The organism is Janthinobacterium sp. P210005 (genome assembly GCF_036231865.1).
Taxonomy (GTDB): domain Bacteria; phylum Pseudomonadota; class Gammaproteobacteria; order Burkholderiales; family Burkholderiaceae_D; genus Janthinobacterium; species Janthinobacterium kumbetense.
Genome location: NZ_JAZARC010000001.1, coordinates 326,753 through 339,466 on the forward strand (window position 1 = coordinate 326,753; position 12,714 = coordinate 339,466).

At 63.3% G+C, this 12,714-nt stretch carries 9 protein-coding genes; 5 read left to right on the forward strand and 4 right to left on the reverse strand.

The window, feature by feature from the left end:
• The first annotated feature begins 4 nt into the window (after positions 1–4).
• Positions 5–2,467 carry a TonB-dependent siderophore receptor gene (locus tag VPH40_RS01360; protein ID WP_328572406.1) on the forward strand — a complete coding sequence of 821 codons (2,463 nt, stop codon included), beginning with the start codon at positions 5–7 and terminating at the stop codon, positions 2,465–2,467.
• Positions 2,468–2,471: 4 nt separating this feature from the next.
• On the opposite strand, the gene VPH40_RS01365 is transcribed toward VPH40_RS01360, so the two are convergent.
• The 3 genes from VPH40_RS01365 to VPH40_RS01375 all read right to left on the reverse strand — a co-directional run bounded on the left by VPH40_RS01365 (position 2,472) and on the right by VPH40_RS01375 (position 4,614).
• Positions 2,472–2,849 (reverse strand): SirB2 family protein, encoded by a 378-nt coding sequence (locus VPH40_RS01365; RefSeq protein WP_328572407.1) that lies wholly within the window; start codon positions 2,847–2,849, stop codon positions 2,472–2,474.
• Between the two features lie 91 nt (positions 2,850–2,940).
• A complete protein-coding gene (locus tag VPH40_RS01370; RefSeq protein WP_328572408.1) occupies positions 2,941–3,405 on the reverse strand; it encodes a GNAT family N-acetyltransferase in 465 nt (154 codons plus the stop codon).
• A gap of 192 nt (positions 3,406–3,597) precedes the next feature.
• Entirely contained in the window at positions 3,598–4,614 is a 1,017-nt protein-coding gene (locus tag VPH40_RS01375; RefSeq protein ID WP_328572409.1) for an extracellular catalytic domain type 2 short-chain-length polyhydroxyalkanoate depolymerase, read from the reverse strand.
• Positions 4,615–5,040: 426 nt separating this feature from the next.
• Here VPH40_RS01375 and VPH40_RS01380 point away from each other — a divergent pair, with 426 nt between their 5' ends.
• From VPH40_RS01380 to VPH40_RS01390, 3 genes are all read left to right on the forward strand, one after another.
• Entirely contained in the window at positions 5,041–6,285 is a 1,245-nt protein-coding gene (locus tag VPH40_RS01380) for an MFS transporter (protein WP_328573323.1), read from the forward strand.
• Positions 6,282–7,667 carry a NarK family nitrate/nitrite MFS transporter gene (locus tag VPH40_RS01385; protein WP_328572410.1) on the forward strand — a complete coding sequence of 462 codons (1,386 nt, stop codon included), beginning with the start codon at positions 6,282–6,284 and terminating at the stop codon, positions 7,665–7,667. The genes VPH40_RS01380 and VPH40_RS01385 overlap by 4 nt, the downstream gene beginning before the upstream one ends.
• 61 nt (positions 7,668–7,728) lie before the next feature.
• Positions 7,729–8,424, forward strand: a complete 696-nt coding sequence (locus VPH40_RS01390; RefSeq protein ID WP_077403725.1) for a carbonic anhydrase — start codon at positions 7,729–7,731, stop codon at positions 8,422–8,424.
• Here VPH40_RS01390 and VPH40_RS01395 read toward each other — a convergent pair.
• A complete protein-coding gene (locus tag VPH40_RS01395; protein WP_328572411.1) occupies positions 8,410–8,781 on the reverse strand; it encodes a ribonucleotide reductase subunit alpha in 372 nt (123 codons plus the stop codon). The two genes, VPH40_RS01390 and VPH40_RS01395, sit on opposite strands and share 15 nt — an antisense overlap.
• A 233-nt stretch (positions 8,782–9,014) precedes the next feature.
• On the opposite strand from VPH40_RS01395, the gene VPH40_RS01400 reads away from it, so the two are divergent.
• Positions 9,015–12,713 carry a nitrate reductase subunit alpha gene (locus tag VPH40_RS01400; RefSeq protein WP_328572412.1) on the forward strand — a complete coding sequence of 1,233 codons (3,699 nt, stop codon included), beginning with the start codon at positions 9,015–9,017 and terminating at the stop codon, positions 12,711–12,713.
• Position 12,714: the final 1 nt, after the last annotated feature.

Below are 12,714 nucleotides of genomic sequence, written 5' to 3' on the forward strand. Positions count from 1 at the left end.
CCGCATGCCCAGCACAACACCTATTTACACCTCTTCCATTTCCAGCACATGCCGCCGCAGCGTGGCGGCGCTGGCCGTCAGTCAGGCCCTGTGGCTGCTCGCCGCCGGCGGCGCCTCGGCCGCCGTACCCCTTGCCCAGGCAGCCAATGCGGCGCGCATCGAGCTGGCGATACCCGCCGGTACCCTGGAACAGGTGCTGGTGTGCTTCGGCCAGGAGACGGGCACCATGATTTCCTACCAGGCCGCCGCCGTGGCGGGCAAGCGCAGCGCCGGCCTGGCGGGCAGCTACAGCGTGCCGCAAGCGCTGAGCGCCATCGTCGCCGGCTCGGGCTTGCGCGCCGTGCCGCAGGCGAACGGCGGTTATGTGCTCGACATGGCGGCGGCCGATGGCGGCCAGACCATGCCCGAGATGAAGGTCAGCGCCAGCTTTGATGCGAACGGCGCGACGGAAGGCAGCGGTTCGTATACGACGCAGACCATGCGCTCGGCCACGCGCCTGGGCCTGTCCGTGCGCGAGACGCCGCAAGCCGTCAGCGTGGTCACGCGCCAGCAGATGGATGACCAGAACCTGCAAACGGTGGAAGAGGTGCTGCAAAACGCGGCCGGCGTGGCTATCAACCGCTACGACAGCGACCGCACCTCGTTCTTCGCGCGCGGCTTTTCCATCGCCAGCTACCAGTATGACGGTATTCCCACCACGGTCGACAATGCGTTCAGCGTGGGTGACAGCACCCTGGACATGACGGCCTACGACCGGGTCGAGATCGTGCGCGGCGCCACGGGCCTGCTGACGGGCGCGGGCGAGCCGTCGGCCACCATCAACCTGGTGCGCAAGCGCGCGTCATCGAGTCAGCTCGCCGGGAATGCTGCCCTGAGCCTGGGTTCCTGGCACAATGCGCGCGTCAGCGCGGACGTCTCCACGCCGCTCACCGCGGATGGCAAGGTGCGCGGGCGTGTCGTGGCCAGCTACCAGGACAGCGAATCGTATGTGCGCCTGTATCACGCCAAGAAGGCCATGGCGTATGCCACCGTGGAAGCGGACCTGGCGCCCGGCAGCGTGCTGATTGCCGGCTATGAGTACCAGGATAATCGCCCGCGCGGCGGCATGTATGGCGGCTTGCCGCTGTGGTATGCGGATGGCGAACGGGCCACCTTGCCTCGTTCCGCCACCACGGCAACCACCTGGAGCCGCTGGTTCAGCACCAGCCAGACGGCCTTTTTGCGCCTGGAGCAGGACCTGGGCAAGGGCTGGAACCTGACGGCCATGCTGAATCACGGCTGGGGCAATTATTCGGCCGCCGAGCTTTTCGCCAATACCTGGCCGGACAAGGTCACGGGCCAGGGCGTGACGGGCTACGCCGGGTTTTACTCGGGCACGCGGCGCCAGGACAGCGTCGACGCCTATGTGCAGGGCCCCGTGCAGCTGCTGGGGCGCACGCACGACCTGGCGTTTGGCGTCTCGGGCAGCAACCAGTTCTCCAGCAATCCGGGTATTGCCGGCAGCAGCGTCGATTACGGCAATTTCTACCAGTGGCAGGGCGTGGCGCCGGAGCCGGACTGGAACACGCCGAGTTTCTCGCGCTGGCAGTTGCTCGACACGGTGCAGCAGCGCGGCATCTACGGCACGGCGCGCTTTTCGCTGGCCGATCCCTTGAAACTGATCGTCGGCGCGCGCTACAGCCGCTACAAGGCGGACCACGTCGATGACTGGGGCGGCAGCTACGCGTATGCCAAGCATGCCGTCACGCCGTATGCGGGCCTGGTGTGGGATATCGACGCGCAGCATGCGCTGTACACCAGCTACAGCAAGATATTCAAGCCGCAGGGCTACCAGGACCGGTTCGGCCGCTACCTCGATCCCGTGCAGGGCAAGAATGTGGAAGCGGGCGTGAAGGGCGAGTATTTCGGCGGCCGATTGAACGCGGCGCTGGCCGTGTTCCGCATCGCGCAAGACGGCCTGGCGCAGGAGGACACGGGGCATTTCGTCGGCAATTCGCTGACGCAGGCGTATTACGCGGCGGCCGGCACCACCAGCAAGGGTGTGGAACTGGATGTCTCGGGCGAGCTGGCGCAGGGTTGGAATGTCTCGGGCAGCGTGTCGCACGCGGCGGCCGAGGACAACACGGGCGCGCGCCTGAACAGCTATGTGCCGCAGACCCTGGCGCGCGTGTTTTCCACGTATCAGCTGCGTGGCGACTGGCGCGCGTTATCGGTGGGCGGCGGCGTGAACTGGCAGAGCGGCGCCTACCGCGACGCCACCGGGCCGAAGGGCACGGAACGCGTGGAGCAGGGGGGGTACGCCGTGGCCAGCCTGATGGCGAAGTACGCGCTGTCGCGCCAGCTGTCGCTGCAGGCGAACGTCAACAACTTGTTCGACAAGCATTACTACAGCCAGCTTGGCATGTACAACCAGGGTTACTGGGGCGCGCCGCGCAATGCCAGCGTCACGCTGCGCTACCTCTTCTGATGTATCAGAGTGGCCAGGCCTGTTTGGTCACGGCCACGGCGATGATGTAGGCGAATACCAGCACGGCGAGCGCGAAGGCGGCGCCGCGCACGGCTGGCGTTTTGCCGCGTTTCAGGGCGATGGTGCCCAGCACGATGTAGGCCACCAGCGCGCACAGCTTGGCGGCCAGCCACGGCTGGCTGCCCGGCGACTGGCCGCTCCACACGGCCAGGGCGATGGCGCTGGCCAGCAGGGCCGTGTCGACCAGGTGCGGCAATATCTTCACCCAGTGCTGCTGCAAGGCGGGCGAGGCGCGCAGCATCCACGCGCCGCGCAAGAGGAAAAGAAAGCCGCTGGCGGCGGCGCAACCCATGTGGAAATGCTTGAGGCTCAGATAATCCATGCGTGATGTTGTCGGCGTTGATTGACGATGGCGCCAGCATAGCCGCCTTTGGCCCGCCGCGCCATACGTCGTCGGGATGAGGCGCGATCGATCAGCGGCACCATTTTACGTACACCAGCTCCGGGTCTCCCTCGTCGAGATGGTCAATCTGGCCGCTGCGCACGAAGCCCGCGCTGGCGAACAGCCGTTGCGCGGCGCTGTTGGACTGGTTCGTCGAGGTGAACAGCTTGCCTGTCTGGCACGCGGCTTCGGCGGCGGCCAGCAGGCGCAATCCCACGCCGCGCCGCTGCTGCCCGGAATCGACCACCACCAGCGAGACGAAGCCGTAGCCGAAGAAGTCGTCGTGCGTGAGGGCATAGCCGGCCACGTGGCCCGCCCGCATGGCCACCAGGCAGTGGCCCTGGCCGACGGCGGCGCGCACGGCATCGCCACGCTCCGGGTGCGCCTGCGCATAGGCATCGCAGGCGAGCATGGCGTCGATCTCTTCGGGTCTTGCAGTGCGGACCAGCACGGTGCTCTCGTCACCCTGTGCGGCGCTGTTTCCTGCGTAATACATCAATGAATGCTCCTTTCCCGTCGGGTTTTCCCTTGTCGATATCGCCCAGCGGGCATGCGCGGTCATGCAGGCCGCTGCCATCATCATGCGTCTTTCTCGCCACGCCGGCAAACACGCCGGTAAATCGCATGAGGCGCCGGCGGGTTTGCGCCTTGCCGCCCGGACGAAGAAGCGGGCGGCAATCATCCGCGCTCAGTCCGGGGCGGACATCAGCCGCGTCAGCATCGCATGCACGGCGGACATCTGCGCTCCCGAGCGGAACGCGTAGTTCTGCCCCGTATAGCCTATCCAGTCCCAGCATCCGAGGGGGTTGAGGATGCCGACACGCCGCAGCTGCGGATACAGGATGATGATTTTATTACTGTCGGCCCAATCGTTATAGCCGGTTTTTTCATAAAAGGCATCGGCCACATCCGCCTGGGTCTGCTCGCAACCATGAAATGCCACATGGATACGGCAGCCGGGCTCGCGCAGGCAGATGGCGGGGATATACACATGGGCATCGGCATCCAGGCTGGTCCAGCCCATGGAAAATTCGCGCTGATTGAAGCTTTTCGCCTTGTCCGTGCGCTTGCGCACCGGCGGATTCAAGTCGCCATAGATGTGCTTGAGTATCGCGCCAGGCTGGTCATATGCCGCGCCGTCGACCTCGCAGTGGTTGATGTACTGGTCCCCATTCGTGGCGCAGTCGCCGCCATACGATGGCGATATCATGGCATGTCCAGCAGGAACATTCTTGATGTACAGCATATTTTCGGCGGGAACGCCGGCATCCCTGAAAAAAATGGCCGTAGCGTCGACCAGGGGCGGTACCACGACTTTGTCATTCAGGCCGCTGAATATGTAGATCCGCTCGTGCCTCAAGTTGTCGAGCGGGTCGATCAGGCCCATGGTGGCGAAATATTCGGCCGCGAGCAGCATTCGCTGCGGCCACGGTTCAAGAGGACTCATCCAGCCCATGCACAGCGCGGTACGTGTGGCCATGCCGGTGGCACAGTAATACGGCCCCCCGGCGACGATGCCCGCGCCGATCACCGATCCCGAATAGGCGACCTGGTATTGCACAGCCATGAATGCGCCTGCGGAAAGGCCGGAAACGGAAGTTTGCGACTGGCTGGCGGCCAGCGCGGGCAGCCTTCCGCTGGCGCGTGACGATGCCGGGAGCGCCTGTAAAAGTAGCAACAGGATAGTGAAAAAGAATATCTTCATGGTAACTCCTCTTGGTGAAGCTCTTGCCGCTACTGGGGAATGCAGGCGGCGGGAGGCGAATAGGATAGAGCGGTGATGCGGCAAGGCGGTTTCGCCAGGCAATTTCATGTTCTTGATGCAGATCAAGGCATGGCGGGAATTGGACTGCCCGCGGGCCTGCTTTTCCAGGCTGGGCAGGGCGGCGGTTCGCACGAGCCTGGCCTGCCGTTCAGCCTAGTGCGGCGCCTCCCTGTCTAGTCACTTTTGCCGATACGGCTATCCAGATTGCCTTTCCAGAATCACCCTGTGACCGATAGTGCCTTTCCCCTCTGCCACGTAAGCTGGTCGGGACGGCTGGCCAGACGGCCAGTGCATTCATGGAGAAACATCGTGGCTACCCTAGATGGCACTAAGAACAACAGTAGTAACAAGGCAGTCGAACCCGGCATGCGGCGCAAGCAGGCGTCCGTGCTGATCAGCAGCACCTTCGCATTTACCATCTGCTTTGCAGTCTGGATGATGTTTGCCGTACTGGGCATCCCCATCAAGACCAGCCTGGGCTTGACTGAAACACAATTCGGCCTGCTGGCCGCCATGCCCGTGCTGACGGGCTCCCTCGTGCGCGTGCCCCTGGGCATCTGGACGGACAAATACGGCGGACGCCGCGTCTTCTTCTGGCTGATGCTGGCCAGCGTGGTGCCGATCTACCTGATCTCCTACGCCACCGCCTACTGGCATTTTCTCGTGCTGGGCATGTTCGTCGGCCTGGCGGGCGGCTCGTTTTCCGTCGGCACGCCGTACGTGGCGCGCTGGTATGAAAAGGAACGCCGCGGCCTGGCGATGGGCATCTTCGGCGCCGGCAACTCCGGTTCCGCGCTGACCAAGTTCGTCGCGCCCGGCATCGTCGCCGCCTTCGGCTGGCAAATGCTGCCCAAGGTGTATGCCGTGGCCATGCTGGCCACTGCCATCATCTTCTGGCTGTTCTCTTACACGGACAAATCGCATCTGGCGCCATCTGGCGAAAGCTTCAGCGCGCAAATGAAGGTGCTGAAGGATCCCCGCGTGTGGCGCTACTGCCAGTACTACTCGGTGGTGTTTGGCGGCTACGTGGCGCTGGCCCTCTGGATGACCAAGTACTACGTGGCCGAATACGGCTTCGACCTGAAGCACGCGGCGCTGCTGGCCGCCTGCTTCTCGCTGCCGGGCGGCGTGCTGCGCGCCGTGGGCGGCTGGATCTCCGACAAATACGGTGCGGCGAAAGTCACCTGGGCCGTGATGTGGGTGTGCTGGGTGTGCTTCTTCCTGCTGTCGTATCCGCAAACGCAGATGGTGGTGGAAACCGTCACGGGTCCGCTGGCCTTCCATATCGGCCTGTCGCCGCTGTGGTTCACCGTACTGCTGTTCATCGTCGGCATCGCCATGGCCGTGGGCAAGGCGTCCGTCTTCAAGTTCATCGGCGATGATTTTTCCGACAATATCGGCGCCGTCTCGGGCGTGGTGGGCCTGGCCGGCGGCTTGGGCGGCTTCATCCTGCCCGTGATGTTCGGTGCCCTGGTGGACTTCACCGGCGTGCGTTCGAGCTCCTTCATGCTCCTGTACGGCACCGTCTGCGTTTCCCTCGTCTGGATGCATTTCTCGTTCAAGCCGCAGGCTGCGGCGACTATCCAACAACCTGCAGGAGCAAAAGCATGAGCCGCTACATGATTAACACCTGGGAGCCGGAAACTCCCAGTTTCTGGCAATCGACAGGCAAGGCTACGGCCGCGCGTAATCTGTGGATCTCGATTCCCGCGCTGCTGCTGGCGTTCGCCGTGTGGATGGTGTGGAGCGTGGTGGTGGTCAACCTGCCCAACATCGGTTTTACCTACAGCAACAACCAGCTGTTCTGGCTGACGGCCTTGCCGGGCCTGTCCGGCGCCACCTTGCGCATCTTTTATTCGTTCATGGTGCCGATCTTCGGCGGCCGCCGCTGGACGGCCATTTCCACGGGCTCGCTCCTGATTCCCGCCATCGGCATCGGCCTGGCGGTGCAGGATGTGAACACCGGTTATCCGACCATGCTGATCCTGGCGCTGCTGTGCGGCTTCGGCGGCGGCAATTTCGCCTCGTCGATGGCCAACATCAGCTTTTTCTACCCGAAGGCCAGCAAGGGCTTCGCGCTGGGCATGAATGCTGGTCTGGGCAACCTGGGCGTGTCGGTGGTGCAGTTCGTCGTGCCGCTGGTGATCACCTTCGCCGTCTTCGGCGCCTGGGGCGGCGATTCGCTCACCTGGGTCAAGAATGGCGTGAGCAAGGACATGTGGCTGCAAAACGCGGGCTTCATCTGGGTGCCGTTCATTGCGCTCTCCACCTTGCTGGCCTGGTTCGGCATGAATGACCTGGCGTCGGCGAAGGCTTCGTTTTCGGAACAGGCCGTGATCTTCAAGCGCAAGCACAATTGGCTCATGTGCTGGCTGTACACGGGTACCTTCGGCTCCTTCATCGGTTATTCGGCCGCGTTTCCGCTGCTGATCAAGATCCAGTTCCCCGACGTGAACCCGCTCGATTACGCCTTCCTCGGCCCCCTGGTCGGTGCGCTGGCGCGCGTGGCCGGTGGCGTGATTTCCGATAAATTAGGCGGCGCCCGCGTCACCTTATGGTCGTTCCTGCTGATGATCGGCGCCGTGCTGGGCGTGCTGTACTTCATGCCGCAATCCGGCGCGGGTGGCAGCTTCACCGGTTTCTTCTGGATGTTCATGCTGCTGTTCGCCGGCACCGGTATCGGCAATGCGTCGACCTTCCGCATGATCCCCGTGATCTTTTTGACGGAACACCAGCGCGCGGCCGCCGGCAAGGGCAAGGCGGAGCAGGAGCAAGCCATCGTCGACGCCAACAAGGAAGGCGCGGCCGTCCTGGGCTTCACCTCGGCCGTGGCCGCGTATGGCGCCTTCTTCATCCCGAAAAGCTATGGCACCTCGATTTCGCTGACGGGCAGCCCCGACGCGGCCCTGTGGTGCTTCATCGGCTTTTATGTCAGCTGCATCGCGATCACCTGGTGGTGCTATGCCCGTAAAAACGCGCCGATGCCTTGCTAATTAGCGTCAGAATGCCTGGCAAGTCCTGCTTGCCGGGCGTTGTATTCAGTAAGAGGTAGTCATGGAAGAACTGGAAAAATTCGTCAACGGCTTCAGCCTGTTTCAGCAGCAGTATTTCAGCGAGCCGCAAACCTTGTACGACAGCCTGCGCGACGGGCAGCGGCCTTCGACCCTGCTGATCGGCTGCTGCGATTCGCGGGTCGATCCCATGCTGCTGACGGGCAGCGATCCGGGCGACATGTTCGTCGTGCGCAATATCGCCAACCTGGTGCCGCCGTGCACGCCCGACGCGCCGCCCGGCGTCAGTTCGGCAATCGAGTTTGCCGTCTGCAAGCTCGAAGTGGCCAGGGTCATCGTGCTCGGGCATGCGCGCTGCGGCGGCATCCGCGCGCTGCTGGAACCGCAGCCGCGCGCGGAAGGCCAGGAAACGGACTTCGTGGGACAGTGGATGCGCATCGCCGAACCGGTGGCGCAGCGCGTGCGGCGCGAGCTGGCGCACCGTTCATCGGCGGAACAGCACCATGCGTGCGAACTGGCCAGCATCCTGCAGTCGCTGGACAACCTGCTCACCTACCCGTGGCTCAAGCGCCGGGTAGAGCAGGGATTATTGAAATTGCATGGATGGTATTTCGACATCGACAGCGGGGCGCTGATGGCGTATTCGGCGCGCCAGCAGCAGTTTTTGCCGCTGGTGTGTCCGATAGAGCGCGCGCGGCATTTGCACGAGCGCCCTTGGCCGGATTCAGCTAAAACGTAACAAATCCCCGCTGCGGTCAAACGCCAGCAGGCTGTCGATGCGGCCTTGCTCGATGGCTGTCACCATGGCGCGCAGGGGCGCTTCGCATTCCTGCGCCGCCGGCGGCTGGCCGTCCTGGCCCGCCAGTCCCGCCACGAAGACCACGTCCCAGTGCGTCTGCATCTGTTTCGACTCCTCCTTCAATGTCTCGAAGTTGTCCAGTTCCTCGGGCAGCTTGTCTGCGCACATCACGGGCGTGAGGGACTTGCCCTGGCCGCCAGGCTGGGCCTGCGCCTGGGTAAAGGTGAACAGCAGGCGTTGCGGCTGTTCCTGGTTGCGTGCGCTGCGCAGCAGGCTGGCGTAATCGGTAATCGACATGGTGCTCTTTCTCTGTGTTGAACGATGACGACAGGTATACCGCAGCGCCGCCTTGCCGCCCATAGGCAATAGTGACTATCCATCTATGCATTCCTGGTGCCGGAAACCGACTTCTTGCCAATACCGCCGGGCACGGCGCATCGATAGACTGTTTGTATCGACGCTTGAGCCATCCTGCTTGCAGCGTTTTTTAAGACCTGGCGCCGCTGTCTGCGGCGCAATGTGGAGGTAGCATGAGTCACTTTCTGGACCGCCTGAAATTTTTTAGCAAGCCCGCCGAGCCGTTTTCAAACGGCCATGGCACCGTGGTCGATGAAGACCGTACCTGGGAAAACGCCTACCGCCAGCGTTGGCAGCACGACAAGATCGTGCGCTCCACGCATGGCGTGAACTGTACCGGCTCGTGCAGCTGGAAGGTGTATGTCAAGAATGGCCTGATCACCTGGGAAACCCAGCAAACCGATTACCCGCGCACGCGGCCCGACCTGCCCAACCACGAACCGCGCGGCTGTCCGCGCGGCGCCAGCTATTCCTGGTACGTGTATTCGGCGCAGCGCGTGAAATACCCGATGGTGCGCGGCCGCCTGATGGAAATGTGGCGCGAAGCGCGCAAGACCATGGACCCCGTCACGGCCTGGGACTGGATCAGCCAGGACCCCGTGCGCTCGCAGCAATACAAATCCATCCGCGGCCTGGGCGGCTTCGTGCGCGCCACGTGGGACGAATCGAATGAAATCATCGCCGCAGCGAATGCGCTGACGATCAAGAAATACGGCCCGGACCGCGTCGTCGGCTTTTCGCCGATTCCCGCCATGTCCATGGTCAGCTATGCCTCCGGCACGCGCTACCTGTCGCTGATCGGCGGCGTGGCCCTGAGCTTTTATGACTGGTACTGCGACTTGCCGCCGGCCAGCCCGCAAGTGTGGGGCGAACAGACGGACGTGCCGGAATCGGCCGACTGGTACAACTCGACCTATCTGATGGTGTGGGGCTCGAACGTGCCGATGACGCGCACGCCGGACGCCCACTTCTACACGGAAGTGCGCTACAAGGGCACGAAAACCGTGGCCATCTCGCCCGATTACGGCGAAATGGTGAAGTTCGGCGACATCTGGCTGGCGCCGAAGCAGGGCACGGACGCCGCGCTGGCGCTGGCCATGGGCCACGTTATCCTCAAGGAATTCCACTCGGAAGGGCAGAGCGCCTACTTCCGCGACTATGCGCGCCAGTACACGGACTTCCCTATGCTGGTCCTGCTCAAGGAGCATAACGGCACCCTGGTGCCCGACTACTTCCTGCGCGCTTCGCACCTGGACAACAACCTCGACGAAACCAACAATCCGGAATGGAAAACCCTCGTCATTGATGAAACCACGGGCGCCATCACGGCGCCGGCCGGGTCCATCGGCTTCCGCTGGGGCGAGTCGGGCAAGTGGAACCTGGAACAGAAGGCGGGCGGCAGCGGCGCGCCTATCGTGCCGATGCTCTCCATGATCAACGACAGCGACGCCGTCACGGAAGTGGGTTTCGCCTACTTCGGCGGCAAGGATGCGTCCGACATGTTGCTGCGCAAGGTGCCCGTGAAAACCATCCGCCTGGCCGACGGCAGCACGGGCCTAGTGACCACCGTGTTCGACCTGACCCTGGCCAACTACGGCATCGACCGTGGCCTGGGCGGCGAAAACGTGGCCGAAAGCTATGACGACGACGTGCCGTACACCCCCGCATGGCAGGAAAAGCACACGGGCGTGAAACGCGCCGACGTCATCACCGTGGCGCGCCAGTTCGCGGAAAACGCGGACCAGACGCGCGGCAAGAGCATGGTCATCGTGGGCGCCGGCCTGAATCACTGGTACCACATGGACATGACCTATCGCGGCATCATCAACATGCTGATGATGTGCGGCTGTATCGGTCAGTCGGGCGGCGGCTGGGCCCATTACGTGGGCCAGGAAAAACTGCGTCCGCAAACGGGCTGGACGCCTTTGGCCTTCGCCCAGGACTGGGTGCGTCCGATGCGCCAGATGAACGGCACCTCGTTCTTCTATGCCCACACGAGCCAATGGCGTCACGAAAAGCTGGAAACGGGCGACATCGCCTCGCCATCGGCGGCCGGCGGCACGGGCGACCTGACCCTGCTTGACTACAACGCCAAGGCCGAGCGCATGGGCTGGCTGCCATCGGCGCCGCAGCTGCAAACCAATCCGCTGGAAGTGGCGAAGGCCGCCAAGGCGGCAGGGCAGGCGCCGGCCGCATATGCGCTCGACCAGATCAAGGCGGGCCAGCTGCAGTTCTCGTGCGACGACCCGGACAACCCGGCCAACTTCCCGCGCAATATGTTCGTCTGGCGTTCGAACATCCTCGGCAGCTCGGGCAAGGGTCACGAGTACTTCCTGAAATACCTGCTTGGTACGCAGAATGGCTTGCTCAGCGACGAAGACGACTGCCTCACGCCGAAGCAGGTGAAAGTGCGCCCGGCCGCCGAAGGCAAGCTCGATCTGCTGGTGGTGCTGGACTTCCGTATGTCGACCACGTGTCTGTATGGCGACGTGGTGCTGCCGACGGCCACCTGGTATGAAAAGGACGACTTGAACACGTCGGACATGCATCCGTTTATTCACCCCTTGTCGGAAGCCGTGCAACCCTTGTGGCAATCGAAATCGGACTGGGAAATCTACAAGGGCATTGCCGAGAAATTCTCGGAAATCGGCGGCGAGCTGCTGGGCACCCAGCAAGACATCATTTTGACGCCGCTGATGCACGACACCCCGGGCGAACTGGGCCAGCCATTCGATCCCAAGGATTGGCGCGCGGGCGAATGCGACGCCATTCCCGGCAAGACCATGCCGAACATGACGGTGGTCGAGCGCAATTACCGCGACGTCTACAAGAAGTTCACCTCGATCGGCCCGCTGCTGGAAACCATCGGCAACGGCGGCAAGGGCATTTCCTGGAAAACGGGCCATGAAGTGGACGTGCTGCGCGGCGTGAACCGCACGGTGCTCGACGAGGGCGTGTCGAAGGGCCAGCCGCGCCTCGATACGGCCATCGATGCGGCCGAAATGATTCTGTCGCTGGCGCCGGAAACGAATGGCCACGTGGCCGTGAAAGCCTGGGCCGCGCTGTCCGCCATCACGGGACGCGAGCACACCCACCTGGCGCTGCCGCGCGAGCATGACAGCATCCGCTTCCGCGATGTGCAGGCGCAGCCGCGCAAGATCATTTCCTCGCCCACCTGGTCGGGCCTGGAAAGCGAGGAAGTCAGCTACACGGCCGGCTATACCAACGTGCATGAACTGATCCCATGGCGTACCCTGACGGGCCGCCAGCAGTTCTACCAGGATCACCTGTGGATGCGCGATTTCGGCGAGGGGCTGTGCGTGTACAAGCCGGCCATCAACACGAAGACGACGGAAGCGCTGCTGGGCACCAAGCCGAACGGCAACAAGGAACTGGCGTTGAACTTTTTGACGCCGCACCAGAAGTGGGGCATCCACTCCACGTATTCGGACAACCTGCGCATGCTGACCCTGTCGCGCGGCGGACCGCACGTGTGGCTGTCGGAAACCGATGCGCAGACGGCAGGCATCGTCGACAACGACTGGATCGAGGTGTTCAACGTGAATGGCAGTCTGACGGCGCGCGCCATCGTCAGCCAGCGCATCCCGGCCGGCATGACGATGATGTACCACGCCCAGGAAAAGATCATCAACGTGCCTGGCGCGGAGATGACGGGCAAGCGGGGCGGCATCCATAACTCGGTGACGCGCGCCGTGCCCAAACCGACGCACATGATCGGCGGCTACGCACAACTGGCGTACGGTTTCAATTACTACGGCACGGTGGGCTCCAACCGCGATGAATTCGTATTGGTGCGCAAGATGAACAAGGTCGACTGGCTCGAAGGCCCGTTGCAGGAAGAAGGAGCATAGT